Genomic DNA, 16,602 nt, shown 5'->3' with positions numbered 1-16,602 from the left:
ACGCGTGCAATGGCCAACAGCATCTGGACGATCGAAGAATTCACCTGCACCGGTTGCAGCATGAACTACACCGCGACAAGGGAAGAGCACGCTGAGGCGCATGCCGGCCATTTCAGGTGCAACATCTGCAGCAGCGTGGTGCACAGCTGGTCCGGCAAGCATCACTTCTTCGGCTGGCAGGCGGTGAAGACGAAGCCGCCGGTGTTCGGACGCCGCTGGGCGGGCGTGGAGTGGTAGGCTGAAGGCGGTCATTGCGGTCTGCACGAACGATGGCTTCTGCTCCCCTGCGGCGCGGGCTAAGCTCCCCTCCCCGCAACTGAAGCCGAAACGTGATGACCGCTCCTTTCCTTCCGCAGATCGCCGTCTACCGCAACTGGCTGGCCGAACAGCGCGGCCTCTCCTTCGCGACGTACGAGGACATGAGGCAATGGTCGGTACGCGATCTCGACGGCTTCTGGCGCAGCATCTGGGATTATTACGACCTGCAATCGCCGACGCCGTTTGCGGTCGTCATCAACGAGCGCAAGATGCCGGGCGCGGTCTGGTTTCCGGGTGCGCAGGTGAACTACGCCCGGCAGGTGTTTCGGCATGTCGAGGCAGCCGATGCCGCCGGCCTGCCCGCGATCGTCAGCAGCGGCGAGGACGGCAAGCTCAGGGAAACCAGCTGGCCGGAGCTGCGGCGCAAGGCCGCGGCGCTCGCGCTGCATCTGAAGGAGAAGGGCGTCAAGCCCGGCGACCGCGTTGCGGCCTATCTGCCCAACATCCCCGAGACCATCATCGGTTTTCTCGCCAGCGCCAGCATCGGCGCGGTCTGGAGCGTGTGCGCGCCCGACATGGCCGCGCCCGCCGTGATCGACCGTTTCAAGCAGATCGAGCCGAAAGTGCTGATCGCCTGCGACGCTGTCACCTATAGCGGCCGGCGCCATGACCGGCACGATGTGCTGGCCGAGCTCCGGCGATCGCTCCCCACCGTCGAGCACGTCATCCTGCACAGCGAGGCTGGTGCGCTGGCCGCGCCGGACGCCCTGCTGTCCGATATCCTTGCAAGGACGGATGCCGCGATCGGCGCGTTCGAGCCGATGTGGCTGCCGTTCGATCATCCGCTCTGGATCGTCTATTCCAGCGGCACCACCGGCCTGCCGAAACCGATCGTGCACGGCCATGGCGGCATCGTCATCGTGGTGCTGGCGCTGCTCGGCCTGCACAACGACATCGGCTGCTCCTATCACCCAAACTCGTTCGGCGAGCGCTATCACTGGTACTCTTCGACCGGCTGGATCATGTGGAACAGCCAGGTCGGCGGCCTGCTCAGCGGCACCACCTGCTGCATCTTCGACGGCAGCCCCGGCGGCACCAGGGACAAGCCGGACTGGACCACGCTGTGGCGCTTCGTGGCGCAGTCGAAGGCGAATTTCTTCGGCGCCGGCGCGGCGTTCTTTGCCAACTGCGCCAAGGCCGAGATCGATCTTGCCGCCGCCGGCGATCTGTCGCAGCTACGCTGCCTCGGCTCGACCGGCTCGCCGCTCAGCGCCGACACCCAAGCCTGGTTCAACGCGCGCTTCGCAGCGCTGTCGAAGACCAACGGCAGCAAGGCGCAGGCCGACATCTGGTGGGCGAACATCTCCGGCGGGACCGATTTCGCCGGCGCCTTCATCGGGGGAAATCGCGAGTTGCCGCAGACGCCGGGCGCGATGCAGTGTCGTCTGCTCGGCGCGGCCGTCGAGGCCTTCAGCGAACAGGGCCGCGCCGTGATCGACGAGGTCGGCGAGCTCGTCTGCACCGAGCCGATGCCGTCGATGCCGCTCTACTTCTGGAACGACAAGGACGGCGCGCGCTATCGCGCCAGCTATTTCGAGACCTATCCGGATAATTTCGACGGCAGCGGCCGCGGGCCGGTGTGGCGGCACGGCGACTGGCTCAAGGTCAATCCCGACGGCTCCTGCATCATCTATGGCCGCAGCGACGCCACCATCAACCGCCACGGCCTGCGCATGGGCACGAGCGAGCTCTATTCGGCGATCGAGGCGCTGCCGGAGGTGCTCGATAGCCTCGTCGTCGACCTCGAATATCTCGGCCGCGACAGCTACATGCCGCTGTTCGTGGTGCTGCGCGAGGGCGTCGCATTCGACGCCGCGATGCAGGCCAAGATCAACAAGGCGATCGAGGCCGGCCTGTCACGCCGCTTCCTGCCGAATGAAATCTTCGCAGTCGCCGATATCCCGCGCACGCTGTCCGGCAAGAAGCAGGAGCTGCCGATCAAGAAGCTGTTGCTCGGCCAGCCCGTCGAGAAGGTCATCAACAAGGAGGCGATGGCCAACCCCGCCTGCCTCGACTGGTACCTCGCCTTCGCGCGCGATTATCTGGCGCGAAGTGCCGCGTAGTTTCGATCAGCCTCCGCCGAAATTGGAGGGATCGAGATTCCTGTTCTCCGACGGCGGGATCGGCGGCCACCCGGGAAATTTGTACCAGCCGGGCGGCACCGGCGCGTCCTCGGACGGACGGGCGATAACGGGGTGGTGCGGGCGGGCGTGGTGCGCCGGCGCCGCGGCGGCAGCCGCGCATGCCGATATCAAGAGGATCACAATCGGGATAAACCGCATCGCATGGGCTCCAAACGCCCACCCGGGCTGACATGTGGTGCGGGAACCATGCTGTGCCCACGCATAGGCGACGTCACGATCGGTCACAACGGCGGCACCGCGACAGGCGGACGATCAGCCCAATTGCGCGGATGCCGTTTGGACTCCGTTCACCGATCGCCGCTAGATCGGAACGGATCCTCTGTGCCGAACAGCTGACATGGCCGACCTCAACGCCGTCCTTGCCCGTCTCAACGACCGCCTGCTCCGCCTCGAGGGCGAGCTGTTCGTGCTACGCTCGCTGGCGCGCGCGACACTGACCGCAGGCGACGACCATGCCGAGCGCATGCGCAAGCTGGTCGAGGCCGCCAAGGTCGCACTCGATGACGAGGCGCAACGCCCCCTCGACAAGCCCACGCGGAAATATGTCGAGGCCGCGAGTGCCATGGTCGAGGAACTGCTGGTCGAGCCGACCAAGGCCCGACCATTGTTCACGGTGATCGACGGCGGCAAATCCTCCTAGGGCGTCCTAGCGCCCGTACATGCCGGGCGCGCGTGCGCGATTCGGGTAGCACTGCCCGCTCGAATAATTGTAGTCGTAGCCGTCGGGACAGAGGCCGCCGCGGCGTCCGTAATAGTCAGGAGCGCCGTAGGCGCCGGGCGCCCGCGCACGGTTCGGATAGCAATTGCCGTTCGAGTAATTGTAGTCGTAACCGTCCGGACAGAGTCCGCCCCGACGGCCTTGGTAAGTCGGCTCGGGCCTGTTGTAGTAACCTGGCGCATGATAGTCGTTGGGATAGCAGCGGCCGTTCGAGTGATTGTAATCATAGCCGTGCGGACATTGCCCTCCCGGACCGCCTCGGAACTGAACTTGCTCGACCAGCGGCTCCGGCGATGCCGCCGGCACGCTCGCAAACGCAATCAGGCCGGCCAGCGCGAGTCCAATCATGACGTCTCCTCCAATGTCGGGGACAAGCCTAACAGAATTCGTGTCCCGCAAAACGACCTGCTGATTGGGGCATGGCGGGGCTGAACCTTGCATGAACCGGGATCGAACAGCGACGATGTGGAGCACCTCAGTCCGCGCAAGAGTTCACCTCGCCGAGCCGCGCTACGCTGCCGTGGAATTCGCCGCCTTCAGCCGGCTGAGACCCGCCTCGATGATCGCGATCTCCTCGTCGATCTGGCTGATCGGCAGGCTGAAATCATAGCCGGACCTGCTCTTCAGATCGACCGCGAGCCGCTGCCTGTGCATCATCAACTGGTCGAGCCCGCGACGGTTCTTCAGACGCACATAGGCGTCCACGATCTGCTCAATCGCGCTCGGCATGAAATCGGTCCCGGCGAAAAAGCCCGCGCGGCGCACCCACGCCGGCGGGACATTTTCGGTGTCGCGGTACGCAATACAAATCCGCGACGGATTCGTCGATACGACAAGCTGGTTGAGAACGTATTACCGTCAGATGATTTCGTGACGCACGGCATGAAAAAGCCGCTGGCGATTACGCCAGCGGCCATAGCCGGGTTCGAAAACGGATCCGGATTGAAATGTTACCAGCCCCGGTTGGTGCAGGTTCTAGCCGCACACAACGGATTCCTTCTGTTAAAAATGACACGGAGGATCGGGGGCCGCCATCCTTTGCTGCTGACCGTGGCTGCGCGGCAACGCTAGTCCGTGACGCAAAAATACTTGCGCGGCAGCCTGCGATAGGCGCTGTAGCGGTAATACTGCCTGTAGGCATAGCCGCGATAGATCGCCGGCGGCTCCTCGCCATAATAGGCGTCGTGGTAGAAATTGTAGGGCAGTCCTTCAGCGCAGCGATAGGCATCCCAGGTCGGGCCGATAAACGGCGCCACCCCGATCTCGGGCGGCACTGCCGGGTACGGCCCGCCTGCGTGGGCCGGCGCGGCCGCAATCAATGTCGCGAGCAGAAAAAACCACACGCTTCGCATGTCCTCGCTCCTGAGACGCCGCAAGGCGCACATGGAAGCACCGGGACGGCTGGCTGTGCAATCATGGAGTTCAGCTGCCCCGCGCCCGGCGCATTGTTGATAACCGGCGCAAACGGCCCGCGGATGGTGACACGGCGCCCGGACGTGTTATCGGGGGTATGACGCAGTTGCGAGACGGATCGGACCCCCATGCGCATTACCCTCGTCGGCTCCCGCCATTTCGGTGTGACCACCCTGAACATGCTCCGGGAGCACAGCGTCTCGATCGCAGGGGTCGTCGTGGCCGACGCCGAGGATCGCTTGGCCGCAGCGGCCAAGGCCGCCGGCATCGAGGTCGTGGTCCAGGCCAATCCGAAGCTGGTGGTGGCCTCCGAGATCGCCCCCGGCACAGATTTGATCATCACGGCCCACAGCCATGCCCGGATCGGCAAGGACGCGCTCGCCGCCGCCACGTACGGAGGGATCGGCTACCATCCCTCACTGCTGCCGCGTCACCGCGGCAAGGCCGCCGTGGAATGGACCATCAAGGAAGGCGATCCGATCGCCGGGGGCACCATCTATCAACTCGCCGACCGCATGGATGCCGGCGCCATCGCCGCGCAGGACTGGTGCTTCGTCAAGAAGGGCGAGACCGCCCGCGAGCTCTGGGAGCGCGCGCTCGCCCCGCTCGGGCTCAAATTGCTGGCCGACGTGATCGATTATATCAAGGTTCACAAGGCGCTGCCGTCCAAGGTCCAGGACGAGCAGTTCGCGACCTCGGCACCGAGTCTCTCTTGACGTTTACCCTTAACGTCAGGTCGCATTGATTCTGCTAGAAAAATCGGAGCCAAAAACGCAAATAAACCATTGTTTCCACAGGAACAATTTTCGATTTGGCAGCGCAACAAATTTCCGTCACATTTTGTCCGAATAAGCGACAGCATATCAGACATACTCAAGGACGGAATTCATGCGTTTTGCTCGCATCGCGGCGTTCTGTGCCGCTTCAGTTTTCACCGGCACCCTGGCCGCTCCCGCCTTCGCCCAGAGCCCCTATGACGGCAACTGGCAGGTCACCATCGTGACCAAGAGCGGCTCGTGCGAGCCGACCGCGAGCTCGATGCTGACCGTTGCCGACGGCAAGATCACCGCACCCGGCGCTAACGTTTCCGGCACCATCGGCAGTGGGGGACTTGTGAAAGTTTCGATCAATGGTGCATATGCCAACGGTCAACTCAACGGCAACGCCGGATCGGGGAAGTGGAATGGAGCATCTGCAGGCATACCGTGCAGCGGGCGGTGGGAAGCATCGCGCCAATAAACCAGTCGAGGCTCGCGTCCGGAACCGGCGGCTGCTGATTGCGGCCGCCGTTTTGTTTGCGGCGGGGCTCGTCAACTCTGAAGGCAAGGCCCAGTCCGGCCCGTTCGCCCCGCTGGCGGGCACCTGGAGCGGCGGCGGCACAGTTACGCTCGATGACGGCTCGACCGAGCGGATCCGCTGCCGGGCCAAATACGCCCCGATCGGACCGACCATGGAGATGTCGCTAACCTGTGCCAGCGATGCCTACAAGTTCAACCTCGGCGCCAACGTGAAGGCTGAGGGCAGCGCCATTGCGGGCAGCTGGTCCGAGGCGAGCCGCAACATCTCTGGATCGCTCCAGGGCCGTGGCGCCGGCGGCAATTACGAGCTGCTCGCCTCGACTGCCGGCTTCAACGCCAACATCTCGCTCAAGACATCGGGCAACAAGCAGAGCGTCTCGATGCGCGCGGACAGCCAGTTCCGCGGCGCGAACATCTCGCTGACGAAGTAAGACACCAGGTGACACGACCATCGACCCGGCGACCTCGCCGGGTCGATTTTTTTATGTGCCCGGGACGAACGCCGTGACCTCGATCTCGACCTTGGCCCGCTCGTCCACGAGGCCGCCGATATAGAGCAGCGTCGAAGGCGGGAAATTGCGCCCGAGCGTCTCCTTCCAGGCCGCGCCGATGCCGGCGCCCGCAGCCTCATATTCGCTCCGGCTGGTCAGGTACCAGGTCAGACGGACGATGTGCTCGGGACCCGCGCCGGCCTCGGCCAAAAGCTTGATGATCCGCTGCAGCGCGGCTCCGACCTGCGAGGCCATGTCAGGCGCGTAATTGCCCGCCTCATCGCCGCCGGTCTGGCCGGCGAGCACCACCCACCGGCCCGGCCCCTCGACCACGACGCCATGGGAAAAGCCGCGCGGTTTTTTCCATTCGGCCGGCTGCAAGATGCGCATGAGCAATATCTCCCGATTTTCTCGTTGTTCGCTGATGCCTTAACACGCCGCCCTGCATCGCTGCATCCGCAGATTTGGCCGTTGCAAACGGCGGCGATGTCGCCGATACCGGCCGTCCCTTCGAATTCCACCCTTCCCGCGTCCGCCGCAATGAGCACGACACCGTCCAAAACGATGGCTGCACTGTGGATGGCCGGCTGGCTCTCGCTCACGCTGGTCATGGCGGTGGCAGGGCGCGAGACCGCACGCGAGCTCAACGTCTTCGAGATCATGGAGATCCGGTCGCTGGCGGGCTTCGTCCTGCTGGCGCCGATCATCTATCGCGCCGGCGGCTTCAAGGTGCTCAGGACATCGCGCCTGCAACACCACGTCGCGCGCAACCTCGTGCACTATGCTGCCCAGCTCGGCTGGTTCTTTGCGCTGACACTGATCCCGATCGGCCAGGTCGTGGCGATCGAGTTCACCATGCCGATCTGGACCGCGATCCTCGCGGCGAGCTTCCTCTCCGAGCGCATGACGCCGTGGAAGATCGCCGCCATCGTGCTCGGCCTCGTCGGCGTGATCGTGATCGTGCGGCCGGCCACCGGCGAGATCAATCCGGGCCAGCTCATCGCGCTCGGGGCCGCCATGGGATTTGGCGTGTCGATGGCGCTGGTGAAATCGCTGACCCGCACCGAAAGCGCGCTGTCGATCCTGTTCTGGATGCTGGTGGTGCAGTCGGTGGCGGGCTTCGTGCCGACGCTGCTGGTCTGGACCTGGCCGTCGACCTATGCCTGGGCCTGGGTCGGCGTCATTGCCGTCTGCGGCACGTTCTCGCACTACTGCCTCGCCAGCGCGATGCGCTATGCCGATGCGACGATCGTGGTGCCCATGGATTTCCTCCGGGTTCCGCTGACCGCAACCGCAGGTTGGCTGCTGTATTCGGAGCGGCTGGACGCCTGGACCGTGCTCGGCGCGGCGCTGATCCTGTGCGGCAATCTCCTGAACTTGAAGCCGGCACCGGTTCCCGCCCGCGCGCAGTGAACCTCGCGCCGCCTCGCGCGACAAAACCAAGTGGCCGTGTGATTTGGATCACGTTGGAGAGCCTCTCCATCGTGCACATTCTGCCACACAGCAACGGGTTGAACGCGACGTACCGCCGTTTTGGTGGCGCGAAGTCGGGCACTTCGTGTAGGTTCGTTGCCAATTTGTTGCTGCCTGCAATTCGATTCTGGGGATTTCAGAATGCGCTATCTCACCCTGCTCGCCTCGCTGATGTGCGTTGCGTTGTCGGTCAGTGCCGCGAAAGCCGACCGCCGCGTCGCCTTCGTCGTCGGCAACGGCTCCTACAAGAACGTCGCGCAATTGCCGAACCCGCCGATCGACGCCAAGGCGATGGCATCCACGCTGCGCAACGTCGGCTTCGAGGTGATCGAGGGCTCCAATCTCTCCCGCGACCAGATGACGGAGAAGCTGCTCGATTTCGGCCGCAAGGCGCAGGGCTCCGATATCGCGCTGTTCTACTATGCCGGCCACGGCATTGCCGTCAGCGGCACCAACTATCTCCTGCCTGTCGATGCCGACATCAAGTCGGAGATGGACGTCAAGCTGGGCGCTGCCATCAATATCGACCTGACGCTCGAGCAGACCATGGGCGATGCCAAGGTCAAGCTCGTCTTCCTCGATGCCTGCCGTGACAATCCGTTCGCCGCCAAGATCAAGTCGAACTCGGCGACCCGCAGCGTCAACGTGCAGAGCGGCCTTGCCGAGATGAAGTCCGGCGAAGGCACGCTGATCGCGTTCGCGACCGGCCCGGGCCAGACCGCGCTCGACGGCCAGGAGGGCAACAACAGCCCGTTCACCCGCGCGCTGATCGACAACATCACCAAGCCCGGCATCGAGATCCAGCAGGCAATGACGGCGGTGCGCGCCCAGGTCAATGAAGAGACGCGCAAAGGCCAGCTGCCCTGGGGTCACACCAACCTGACGGGCTCCGTCTATCTCAATCAGGCCCCGACGACGCAGGTTGCCAACGCGGCGCCGACGGCGGCTGGCAGCGTGCCGGCCGCGACCGGGAGCTCGGACGGTGTCGAGCTCGAATACTGGCGCTCGGTGAAGGAGTCGAACAAGCCGGAAGAGCTCAACGCCTATCTCACCGCCTATCCCAACGGTCAGTTCAAGGCGCTGGCGCTGGCACGCCTCGCTGCGATCAAGAGCGGCCCCTCGACCGCTACCCGTACGCTCAACGCCGGCGTCGATCCTGCGACCTTTACCGACGAGGCCACTCAGCTCACCGAGGACCAGATCGGCCTCGACAAGAACGGACGTCGCGACGTGCAGCGCCGGCTCACCGGGCTCGGCTTCGATACCAAGCAGACCGGGGCGTTCAGCGACGAGACCCGAACGGTGATCAAACGCTGGCAGGCCGCGCGCGGCTATCCGTCGTCCGGCTATCTCAATAAGCACCAGCACAAGGCTCTGCTCTCCGAGGTCGTGGCCACTCCGCCGACCGCAAGCGATAGCAGCCAGAAGGCGGCCCGACGTGCCAGCGCCCCGGCTCCGAGCAGCGCGCCGGCACCGGCTCCCCAGCAGCGCAGCAGCCCCGGCGATGCGGCCGGTGCGGCCTTCGTTGGCGGCGTCGTCGGTGGCATGATGGGCGGCATGTTCCGCCGCTGAGACGGGACGGCAGCTGAAAAAACAAAAGCCCGGCTCACGCCGGGCTTTTTCGTTGCTAATATTCCTGGGTGAACCAGGGGACGAGCGTGCGGATGCGCGGCATCGCCTGCGTCGTAATGCTCGTTCGCGCCATCTCTGCGATGCGTGGCGCCAGCGACGAAAGATCTCCGCGGCGGGTCACCAGAAGCAGTTCACGGAAAAATCCGGGGCCCGGCAAAGGAACCGCGCTGACTTGAGCCGCGTGGGCAAGCCCCTGCAACAGACACAGCGGCGTGGTGATCGCCACGCCCATGCCGGTCGCGACCATGGCGACCAGGCTGTCCGAGGTATCAAACTCGAAGGCCCGTGGAGGACGAATGCCCAGACGGCTCAGATGGCGTTCGACCTGTGCACCGACATAAGAGCGTTCGCTATGCCGGACCAGACGATGCCGGACGAGAATCTCGCGCAAATCAAGATCGGCAAATTCAGCTTCCAATCCGCGCGGCACCACGAGCAGATATGGCTCGCGGTAGAACGGAAAACGCTCGACGTCATAGAGATCGTCCATGGCATCGCACGTGATCGCCGCGTCGATCATGCGACGAACCAGCGCCTCTGCATGAGAATGGGCAAGACCCGACCATGCCGACAGGCTCAGCGCGATCGACCCCGACATCAGCTCCTTGACGAGGTGCGCGCCGACGGTGCCTGCGTAGGAGTCGACGAGGCCGAGCCGAAGATCAATGCGCTCGGACTGTTCGGCCGCGGCCCGCAGCATGCCGAGAAGCACGTCAAGGTCGCGGTTCAGATCGAGGACGCGGTCCGCAAGGATGCGTCCCGCCCGGGTCGGCGTGAGCGGCCTGCGGGTCCGATTGAAGAATGCGACACCGACCGCGGCCTCGGCGCGCCGGACAGCCTGAGAGACGGCGGATTGCGTCATCCCGAATTGTCGCGACGCCTCCAGCATGCTGCCGGAGTCCGCGACAGCGGCGACGATCTGTAGGCTTCGCAGGTCTGGGACGGGCGGCTGCATCCCCACGACTTAAGCAAAAGTCATATGAGAATGCAAATTTGCTTCATTACATGAATTATCCTTGTAGGCGAGCTGCATCTGAAAGCAGAATTCAGACTGTCCTAATAATTGAGCAATTTTCATCGATGAGCGAACGAGCGGACATTTTGGTGATCGGCCTCGGTGCCATGGGCAGCGCGGCCCTCTATCAACTGGCCAAGCGAGGGGTGAAGGCGGTCGGCCTCGATCGCTTTGCCCCTCCCCACACGATGGGATCCAGCCACGGCGAAACCCGCATCACCCGGCAGGCGGTCGGCGAAGGCCGTGATTACGTCCCCCTGGTACTCGATACGCACCGGATCTGGCACGAGCTCGAAGCCGAGACGTCCGCCGAGCTGCTGAACCCATGCGGCCTCGTCGTCATGGCGCCCGGCGTTGGCGAGACCTCGCACCACGGCAAGCCGGATTTCGTCGCACGCTCGATTGCGGCTGCGCGTGATTTCGGCATCGTGCATGAAGTGATCGACGGGCGCGAGGTGGCTCACCGCTTCCCGCAATTCCTGAACCTCGAAGGCAACGAGAAGGCCTATTACGAGCCCGGCGGGGGCTACGTCTTTCCTGAGCGTTGCATCAAGGCGCAGCTGACGCGTGCCGAGCACCTCGGTGCCACAATACGCACGGGCGTCGAGGTCCTCTCGATCGTGCAGAGAGGCTCCGCCGTTCGGGTGGAAACGTCCTCTGGTACATTCCAAGCTGATCAGGTGGTGGTGTCGGCCGGCGGCTGGAATGCGCACCTGCTCGGCGCGCCGTTTGACCGCGTGCTCACCGTGAAGCGTCAGGTGCTGCATTGGTATGAGCTCGACGACACCAGCGCGTATCGCGCCAACGCCCCCGTGTTCATCTGGATGCACGGCGCGACCGACATCGATTACCTCTACGGCTTCCCGCCCCCGCCCGGTGACCATCGCCTCAAGGTCGCGACCGAGCAGTACGAGACCAGCACGACGGCCGACACCATCGACCGCACCGTTGATCCCAGGGAGTCGGCGGACATGTACCGGAGGCACGTCGAAGGGCGGCTCGCCGGCGCCACGCCGCGCGTCGCGCAGGCAGCCGCCTGCATCTACACGGTGACACCCGATCGGGGCTTCATCATCGACCGGCATCCCGACCAGGACAGAGTCTTCGTCGTCTCGGCGTGCTCGGGGCACGGCTTCAAGCACTCGGCAGGGATCGGCAACGCCGTGGCGGGGATGGTGACCGAGGGTCGAAGCGCAATCGACCTCAGCCCATTCTCGATGTCCCGATTTTCGTGAGATTTGGCACGAACTTTGTAGCGAAGAACGACGCGTGTCGTGATTGCAATTCTGGAGGTGTCATCCGATGAAAAATCTGCTCCATTCCACGATGACAGCTGCCACGCTGCTGCTGATGCTGGGCAGCGCCCAGGCAGCCGATGGTGTCGATGCCATCAAGCAGCGCGGCACGTTGAATGTCGGCGTCAAGGCCGACTACAAGCCCTTCGGTTTCCGCGATCCGACCGGCAATGTGGTCGGCATCGAGCCGGATCTTGCCGCTGATATCGCCAAGCGCCTTGGCGTCAAACTCGAGCTCGTTCCGGTCGCAGCCTCTAACAGGATCGAGTTTCTGCAGCAAGGCAAGGTTGACCTGCTGATCGCGACCATGTCGGACAGGCCGGAACGCCGCCGCGTCGTTCAAGCCATCGAGCCACTGTATTATTCGGACTATGTGAACATCCTTCTCAACAAGAAGGCCGGCATCAAGGACTGGGCCGACCTCAAGGGAAAGCCCGTCTGCGCCACGTCGGGAGCCTGGTACAACAAGGACGTCGCCAAATCCTATGGCCCCGAAATTGTTGCCTTTGACGGCTCGGAGAAGCCCCTGTTCGCCATGAAGCAGGGCAACTGCATCGGCTATGTCTACGATCAGACATTCCTGCAAGGCAAACTGCTCGAGGACGAGTGGAAGGCCGATTACGACCTTCCGCTCAAAGGCGTTCTGCCATCGCCATGGATGATCGCCGTCGCGCTCGAAAACAGCAGTCTTCAGAAGCTGCTCGAAGACACGACAAAGGACTGGATGAAGACCGGCTTCATCGTGGCCGCGGAAAAGAAGTGGGGCATTGCGCCGACCGAGTATTCGCTCTCCATGTACGAGCAATTCAAGGGCAAATGAGCCCGTGAGGCGGAGCGCCGGAACGGTCCTGCGCTCCGAACAGGTCGAACCAATGCACTGATACGAGGCATCGCCTCAACACTTCGGTGTCGCGCAACATGCAGGCCATCGGCGACTGGTTTCAGCACCTCTACGAGACGACGGGGCTGAATTTCTCCGTTTTCTACGACGCCTACGATTGGGGCCGCTATTTCGGCGGCCTCAAGATGTCGCTGCTGTTGAGTGTCACGACCATCCTGCTGAGCCTCGTCATCGGCGCGATCGGCGCCTTGCTGCAGGGCAGTCCGTCGATGCTGCTGCGACTGCCCGTCAACGCTTTCGTGGTGGTGTTTCGCAACACGCCGCCGCTGGTCCAGCTGTTCTTTTTCTATTTCGGCCTCGGCACCATGCTTCCGGCCGTCGAGGCGGCGGGCATGCGCGTGCCGCTGCTGAGCAACGTTCAGTGGGCGATCATTTCGCTGTCGCTGTTCGCAGGTGCCTTCAACGTGGAAATCTTCCGCTCCGGCATCGAGGCGGTGCCGAGGACGACGCTGGAAGCCGCTGAGGCGCTCGGATACACGCGCCTCAAGGCCTACATCCATATCGTGCTTCCGCTCGCCATTCGCGTCTGCCTTCCCGCGCTGAACAACAACCTCGTCAACCTGCTCAAGACCACCACCCTCGCCTACGCGATCGCCGTTCCCGAGACACTGTATGCGGTCAAGCAGATCTGGTCGGAATCGCAGAACGTGTTCGAAATGATGGTCGTATTGCTCGCAACCTACGGCATCCTTGTCGGGGTCCTCGTCTGGCTGATGCATCGCTGGGAGCGGGCGATGCACATCCCCGGATATGCGCGATGAAGACCGCCGAGCCCGGGCACAGGCTTGCCGTCCTTCTGCCGTATCGCCCCGCACCGGTCCGGATGTCCGTTCGGATTAGCCCGCTGCCTGCTGCGCTTCTCTGCTTCTGCGCCATCATGGCCGCATCCACGGCGTGGGCGCAGACCGGGCCGGCGATACTGTCGCCGCTGCAAGTCATCGTGAAATGGTCGCCGCTGCTGCTGCGCGGGTTCGCCTTCAACATCCTGATCTCCCTGCTGTCTATGCTGTTGGGGACCATCGCCGGGCTTGGCCTGGGCCTCGCTTTGCTGTCGGAGTCCCGGCTGCTCGCCGCCGTCAGCTGGCTCGTCACGCAATTCTTCCGCAACGCGCCCTGGCTGGTGCTGCTGTTCTTCGTGATGTTCCTGGTGCCCTTCCAGGTCACAATGTTCAAGACAACCATCCCGTTGCCGGACTGGATCAAGGCGACGGTCGGCTTCGCCCTGCCCGTCATGGCGAATGTCGCCGAGGTCGTGCGCGGGGCCGTCCGCTCCATTCCATCGACGCAATGGGAGGCGGCAGAGTCGCTCTCCTTCACGCGGCGCCAGACCATGTGGCTAATCATGCTGCCGCAATGCATCAAGCGCATGCTGCCACCCTGGATGAACATCTATGCGATCGTCGCGATGTCGACGGTGCTCGCATCGATCGTCGGCGTTTCGGAAATGCTCACCCTGACGGCGCAGGTGCATGCCGCCGAGGGCGGCAGGCCGGAGCTGTTCGCGCCGCTCTACGGCTTCGCGCTACTCTGCTTCTTTCTCTACTGTTATCCGATCAACATCTGGACCGCTCGTCTCGAGCGTCGTTTCCGCGTACGCTGAGGATGCTGAGCATGGCCACGAGCTGGACGCCGGATCAGCCCATCGTTCAATGCGTCGACGTCAGAAAGTCGTTCGGCGCTCTCGAGGTCCTCAAGGGCATCAGCCTGTCGGTTAGGAAGGGCGAGGTGATCTGCATCATCGGCCCGTCCGGATCGGGGAAATCCACGCTGATCCGCTGCATCAACGCGCTTCAGCCGATCACCTCCGGCAGCATTCAGATCGAGGGCATCGAGGTGTCCGATCCCAGGCTCGACAAGCTGGCACTACGCCGCAAGGTCGGGATGGTGTTTCAGCAGTACAACCTGTTCCCGCACAAGACCGCGCTCCAGAACGTGATGATGGCGCCGATCCATGTTCTCGGCCAGAAGCGGGCCGAGGTCGAAGCGCGCGCCCGGGCGCTGCTCGCCAAGGTACGGCTCGCGGGCAAGGAGGACACCTATCCCGGAGAACTCTCAGGCGGACAGCAGCAACGCGTGGCCATCGCCCGTTCACTGGCGATGCGACCGGACATCATGCTGTTCGACGAAGTCACGGCCGCCCTCGATCCGGAGACGGTCAAGGAAGTCCTCGTCACCATCCGCGAGCTCGCCGAGGATGGGATGACATGCATCCTTGTCACCCACGAAATGAACTTCGCGCGTGAGGTCGCCGATCATGTCTACTTCACCGACCGCGGTGTGATCGTCGAGCACGGGCCGCCGGAAACATTCTTTACGGCGGCCAAGGACGAACGAACGCAGCGGTTCCTGTCGCAGGTCCTCTGAATTCGCAGGTGGCGACTTGCGGCGCCCTCAACAGCTCTCTGCCTACTTCCCCGTCGCCTTTCGCAGCGCCTCGTTGATGCGGTCCTGCCAGCCGGGGCCGCCCGCCTGGAAGAACTCCAGCACGTCCTGGTCGATACGCAGCGTGACCTGCTCCTTGATGCCGGGAACGGCGTTCTGCTTCGGCGGCGCCGCGGCGACCTTGGCCGTCACCTTCTTGAACGCCGCCTCAGCTTCAGTCCTGGCATCGCCAAGCGTGCGCGGCCGCCTCGGTGGTTGATCCGCCATGTCCTAGATTCCTTCAAACAGAGCCGTCGAAAGATACCGCTCGGAGAAGGACGGCACTATCGCCAGAATGGTTTTTCCAGCGGCTTCCGGCCGCTTGCCGATCTCGATCGCCGCCGCGATCGCCGCGCCCGAGGAGATGCCGCCGGGAATGCCCTCGTGCCGCGCCAGCGCGCGCGAGGTCTCGATCGCGGTGGTCGAGTTGATCTTCACGATCTCGTCGATCACCGAGCGGTCGAGGATGTCAGGCACGAAACCGGCGCCGATGCCCTGGATCTTGTGCGGCGTGTGCTGGCCGCCTGACAGCACCGGGCTCTCCTCCGGCTCGACCGCGATCACCCGCAACGACGGCTTGCGCGGCTTGAGCACCTGGCCGACGCCGGTGATCGTGCCCCCGGTGCCGACGCCGGCGACGAAGAAGTCGATATTGCCGCCGGTGTCGTTCCAGATCTCCTCGGCGGTGGTGCGGCGGTGAACTTCCGGATTGGCGAGGTTCTTGAACTGCTGCGGCATCACGGAGTTCGGCGTCGTCTTCAAGAGCTCCTCGGCGGCAGCGATCGCGCCCTTCATGCCTTGCGCGGCCGGGGTCAGCACCAGCTCGGCGCCGAGAAAGGCCAGCATCTTGCGCCGCTCGATCGACATGGATTCCGGCATCACCAGCTTGAGCCGGTAACCGCGCGAAGCCGCCACGAAGGCGAGCGCGATGCCGGTATTGCCGGAGGTCGGCTCGATCAGCACGGTGTCAGGCTTGATGATGCCGGCCTTCTCCATCGCGATGATCATGGCCGCACCGATGCGGTCCTTCACGCTTGCGGCCGGATTGAAATATTCAAGTTTTGCCAAAATCGTCGCGTTCACCCCATGCTGGCCCGGCAGGCGTTGCAAGCGCACGATCGGCGTGTCGCCAAAAGCCTCGACGATCGAAGAGTAGATCCGGCCGCGGCCGGCTTGGTGCGCTGCACTCGTTTTGGACGATGCGTCCATCATGAACTCCCTTTGGCGACGATTTGTACCGCTGTCGCAGCCGTTCCGCAGTTACAGACAGCTTGCGGCGACACGCAAGCGGCAATCACGTGACCCGGCGGCCATTTGCAGGAGGCCCGAGTTTACCGCCCTGCCCGTTGCCGTTGTCAATCTGTTCACGATTGGCATGCTGAACTGCCGGACCAGCGTCCAGCCTTCCGACCATCGCTTGTGCCTTAGCCAAATACCCTCCCGGCAGGCGACGTCCGTTGCGGGCGGCGGGAGCGCAGAGAAC

General features: G+C 63.8%; 21 protein-coding genes. 13 read left to right on the top strand and 8 right to left on the bottom strand.

The features are described from left to right. Positions 1-9 precede the first annotated feature (9 nt). Positions 10-237, top strand: coding sequence for a hypothetical protein (locus tag JQ603_RS02640; RefSeq protein ID WP_212336245.1), 228 nt, complete (start codon positions 10-12; stop codon positions 235-237). A 95-nt stretch (positions 238-332) separates the two neighbouring features. Then, on the top strand, positions 333-2,381 hold the full coding sequence (locus JQ603_RS02635) for an acetoacetate--CoA ligase (RefSeq protein ID WP_212336243.1): 2,049 nt from the start codon (positions 333-335) through the stop codon (positions 2,379-2,381). Between the two features lie 6 nt (positions 2,382-2,387). Here the strand turns inward: JQ603_RS02635 and JQ603_RS02630 are convergent, their stop codons facing one another. After that, the gene (locus JQ603_RS02630) at positions 2,388-2,600 is read right to left on the bottom strand and encodes a hypothetical protein (protein WP_212336241.1); all 213 of its coding nucleotides are present in this window, start codon (positions 2,598-2,600) and stop codon (positions 2,388-2,390) included. 199 nt (positions 2,601-2,799) lie between these two features. Between JQ603_RS02630 and JQ603_RS02625 the strand changes: the two genes are divergently transcribed. Next, positions 2,800-3,102: a hypothetical protein gene (locus JQ603_RS02625; RefSeq protein WP_212336239.1), complete on the top strand. Its 303-nt coding sequence runs from the start codon at positions 2,800-2,802 to the stop codon at positions 3,100-3,102. Positions 3,103-3,108: 6 nt separating this feature from the next. Here JQ603_RS02625 and JQ603_RS02620 read toward each other — a convergent pair whose 3' ends face one another. The 3 genes from JQ603_RS02620 to JQ603_RS02610 form a co-directional block, all read right to left on the bottom strand. Further along, positions 3,109-3,528 carry a hypothetical protein gene (locus tag JQ603_RS02620; protein ID WP_212336237.1) on the bottom strand — a complete coding sequence of 140 codons (420 nt, stop codon included), beginning with the start codon at positions 3,526-3,528 and terminating at the stop codon, positions 3,109-3,111. Positions 3,529-3,690: 162 nt separating this feature from the next. Continuing rightward, a complete protein-coding gene (locus JQ603_RS02615) occupies positions 3,691-3,909 on the bottom strand; it encodes a hypothetical protein (RefSeq protein WP_212336235.1) in 219 nt (72 codons plus the stop codon). Positions 3,910-4,247: 338 nt separating this feature from the next. After that, positions 4,248-4,532: a hypothetical protein gene (locus JQ603_RS02610; protein WP_212336233.1), complete on the bottom strand. Its 285-nt coding sequence runs from the start codon at positions 4,530-4,532 to the stop codon at positions 4,248-4,250. Between the two features lie 189 nt (positions 4,533-4,721). Here JQ603_RS02610 and JQ603_RS02605 point away from each other — a divergent pair, with 189 nt between their 5' ends. From JQ603_RS02605 to JQ603_RS02595, 3 genes are all read left to right on the top strand, one after another. Next, the gene (locus JQ603_RS02605; protein ID WP_212336231.1) at positions 4,722-5,309 is read left to right on the top strand and encodes a formyltransferase family protein; all 588 of its coding nucleotides are present in this window, start codon (positions 4,722-4,724) and stop codon (positions 5,307-5,309) included. Between the two features lie 172 nt (positions 5,310-5,481). Further along, the gene (locus tag JQ603_RS02600; protein WP_080648034.1) at positions 5,482-5,832 is read left to right on the top strand and encodes a hypothetical protein; all 351 of its coding nucleotides are present in this window, start codon (positions 5,482-5,484) and stop codon (positions 5,830-5,832) included. Beyond that, positions 5,777-6,322 carry a hypothetical protein gene (locus tag JQ603_RS02595; protein WP_212336229.1) on the top strand — a complete coding sequence of 182 codons (546 nt, stop codon included), beginning with the start codon at positions 5,777-5,779 and terminating at the stop codon, positions 6,320-6,322. Before JQ603_RS02600 ends, JQ603_RS02595 begins: the two co-directional genes overlap by 56 nt. A gap of 51 nt (positions 6,323-6,373) precedes the next feature. Here the strand turns inward: JQ603_RS02595 and JQ603_RS02590 are convergent, their stop codons facing one another. After that, positions 6,374-6,772, bottom strand: coding sequence for a RidA family protein (locus tag JQ603_RS02590; protein WP_212336227.1), 399 nt, complete (start codon positions 6,770-6,772; stop codon positions 6,374-6,376). 150 nt (positions 6,773-6,922) lie between these two features. On the opposite strand from JQ603_RS02590, the gene JQ603_RS02585 reads away from it, so the two are divergent. Further along, positions 6,923-7,795 carry a DMT family transporter gene (locus tag JQ603_RS02585; RefSeq protein WP_212336225.1) on the top strand — a complete coding sequence of 291 codons (873 nt, stop codon included), beginning with the start codon at positions 6,923-6,925 and terminating at the stop codon, positions 7,793-7,795. Positions 7,796-7,996: 201 nt separating this feature from the next. Beyond that, entirely contained in the window at positions 7,997-9,427 is a 1,431-nt protein-coding gene (locus tag JQ603_RS02580) for a caspase family protein (RefSeq protein WP_212336223.1), read from the top strand. A 55-nt stretch (positions 9,428-9,482) separates the two neighbouring features. Here the strand turns inward: JQ603_RS02580 and JQ603_RS02575 are convergent, their stop codons facing one another. Next, a complete protein-coding gene (locus JQ603_RS02575) occupies positions 9,483-10,442 on the bottom strand; it encodes a LysR family transcriptional regulator (RefSeq protein ID WP_212336221.1) in 960 nt (319 codons plus the stop codon). Positions 10,443-10,567: 125 nt separating this feature from the next. Here JQ603_RS02575 and solA point away from each other — a divergent pair, with 125 nt between their 5' ends. The 5 genes from solA to JQ603_RS02550 all read left to right on the top strand — a co-directional run bounded on the left by solA (position 10,568) and on the right by JQ603_RS02550 (position 15,062). After that, a complete protein-coding gene (gene solA, locus JQ603_RS02570; protein ID WP_212336219.1) occupies positions 10,568-11,737 on the top strand; it encodes an N-methyl-L-tryptophan oxidase in 1,170 nt (389 codons plus the stop codon). A 67-nt stretch (positions 11,738-11,804) separates the two neighbouring features. Continuing rightward, entirely contained in the window at positions 11,805-12,617 is an 813-nt protein-coding gene (locus JQ603_RS02565; protein WP_212336217.1) for a transporter substrate-binding domain-containing protein, read from the top strand. Between the two features lie 98 nt (positions 12,618-12,715). Continuing rightward, the gene (locus JQ603_RS02560) at positions 12,716-13,459 is read left to right on the top strand and encodes an amino acid ABC transporter permease (RefSeq protein ID WP_212336215.1); all 744 of its coding nucleotides are present in this window, start codon (positions 12,716-12,718) and stop codon (positions 13,457-13,459) included. After that, on the top strand, positions 13,456-14,298 hold the full coding sequence (locus JQ603_RS02555; protein WP_212336213.1) for an amino acid ABC transporter permease: 843 nt from the start codon (positions 13,456-13,458) through the stop codon (positions 14,296-14,298). Before JQ603_RS02560 ends, JQ603_RS02555 begins: the two co-directional genes overlap by 4 nt. An 11-nt stretch (positions 14,299-14,309) precedes the next feature. Then, positions 14,310-15,062 (top strand): amino acid ABC transporter ATP-binding protein, encoded by a 753-nt coding sequence (locus JQ603_RS02550; RefSeq protein WP_245003354.1) that lies wholly within the window; start codon positions 14,310-14,312, stop codon positions 15,060-15,062. A gap of 42 nt (positions 15,063-15,104) precedes the next feature. Here the strand turns inward: JQ603_RS02550 and JQ603_RS02545 are convergent, their stop codons facing one another. Then, complete coding sequence (locus JQ603_RS02545) at positions 15,105-15,347, bottom strand: BrnA antitoxin family protein (RefSeq protein ID WP_212336211.1); 243 nt, start codon at positions 15,345-15,347, stop codon at positions 15,105-15,107. A 3-nt stretch (positions 15,348-15,350) separates the two neighbouring features. Further along, positions 15,351-16,328, bottom strand: coding sequence for a cysteine synthase A (cysK, locus tag JQ603_RS02540; RefSeq protein WP_212336209.1), 978 nt, complete (start codon positions 16,326-16,328; stop codon positions 15,351-15,353). Between the last annotated feature and the right edge of the window lie 274 nt (positions 16,329-16,602).

It is taken from the genome of Bradyrhizobium liaoningense, from assembly GCF_018130825.1.
Lineage (GTDB): Bacteria > Pseudomonadota > Alphaproteobacteria > Rhizobiales > Xanthobacteraceae > Bradyrhizobium > Bradyrhizobium liaoningense_B.
This window is presented reverse-complemented; position numbering and strand designations above follow the sequence as displayed.

What these genes read in the sequence shown, in the direction of transcription:
- JQ603_RS02640 (WP_212336245.1), top strand. Translation starts at nt 10, where the DNA reads ATGGCCAACAGCATCTGGACGATCGAAGAATTCACCTGCACCGGTTGC.
- JQ603_RS02635 (WP_212336243.1), top strand. Translation starts at nt 333, where the DNA reads ATGACCGCTCCTTTCCTTCCGCAGATCGCCGTCTACCGCAACTGGCTG.
- JQ603_RS02630 (WP_212336241.1), bottom strand. Translation starts at nt 2,600, where the DNA reads ATGCGGTTTATCCCGATTGTGATCCTCTTGATATCGGCATGCGCGGCT.
- JQ603_RS02625 (WP_212336239.1), top strand. Translation starts at nt 2,800, where the DNA reads ATGGCCGACCTCAACGCCGTCCTTGCCCGTCTCAACGACCGCCTGCTC.
- JQ603_RS02620 (WP_212336237.1), bottom strand. Translation starts at nt 3,528, where the DNA reads ATGATTGGACTCGCGCTGGCCGGCCTGATTGCGTTTGCGAGCGTGCCG.
- JQ603_RS02615 (WP_212336235.1), bottom strand. Translation starts at nt 3,909, where the DNA reads ATGCCGAGCGCGATTGAGCAGATCGTGGACGCCTATGTGCGTCTGAAG.
- JQ603_RS02610 (WP_212336233.1), bottom strand. Translation starts at nt 4,532, where the DNA reads ATGCGAAGCGTGTGGTTTTTTCTGCTCGCGACATTGATTGCGGCCGCG.
- JQ603_RS02605 (WP_212336231.1), top strand. Translation starts at nt 4,722, where the DNA reads ATGCGCATTACCCTCGTCGGCTCCCGCCATTTCGGTGTGACCACCCTG.
- JQ603_RS02600 (WP_080648034.1), top strand. Translation starts at nt 5,482, where the DNA reads ATGCGTTTTGCTCGCATCGCGGCGTTCTGTGCCGCTTCAGTTTTCACC.
- JQ603_RS02595 (WP_212336229.1), top strand. Translation starts at nt 5,777, where the DNA reads ATGGAGCATCTGCAGGCATACCGTGCAGCGGGCGGTGGGAAGCATCGC.
- JQ603_RS02590 (WP_212336227.1), bottom strand. Translation starts at nt 6,772, where the DNA reads ATGCGCATCTTGCAGCCGGCCGAATGGAAAAAACCGCGCGGCTTTTCC.
- JQ603_RS02585 (WP_212336225.1), top strand. Translation starts at nt 6,923, where the DNA reads ATGAGCACGACACCGTCCAAAACGATGGCTGCACTGTGGATGGCCGGC.
- JQ603_RS02580 (WP_212336223.1), top strand. Translation starts at nt 7,997, where the DNA reads ATGCGCTATCTCACCCTGCTCGCCTCGCTGATGTGCGTTGCGTTGTCG.
- JQ603_RS02575 (WP_212336221.1), bottom strand. Translation starts at nt 10,442, where the DNA reads ATGCAGCCGCCCGTCCCAGACCTGCGAAGCCTACAGATCGTCGCCGCT.
- solA (WP_212336219.1), top strand. Translation starts at nt 10,568, where the DNA reads ATGAGCGAACGAGCGGACATTTTGGTGATCGGCCTCGGTGCCATGGGC.
- JQ603_RS02565 (WP_212336217.1), top strand. Translation starts at nt 11,805, where the DNA reads ATGAAAAATCTGCTCCATTCCACGATGACAGCTGCCACGCTGCTGCTG.
- JQ603_RS02560 (WP_212336215.1), top strand. Translation starts at nt 12,716, where the DNA reads ATGCAGGCCATCGGCGACTGGTTTCAGCACCTCTACGAGACGACGGGG.
- JQ603_RS02555 (WP_212336213.1), top strand. Translation starts at nt 13,456, where the DNA reads ATGAAGACCGCCGAGCCCGGGCACAGGCTTGCCGTCCTTCTGCCGTAT.
- JQ603_RS02550 (WP_245003354.1), top strand. Translation starts at nt 14,310, where the DNA reads ATGGCCACGAGCTGGACGCCGGATCAGCCCATCGTTCAATGCGTCGAC.
- JQ603_RS02545 (WP_212336211.1), bottom strand. Translation starts at nt 15,347, where the DNA reads ATGGCGGATCAACCACCGAGGCGGCCGCGCACGCTTGGCGATGCCAGG.
- cysK (WP_212336209.1), bottom strand. Translation starts at nt 16,328, where the DNA reads ATGGACGCATCGTCCAAAACGAGTGCAGCGCACCAAGCCGGCCGCGGC.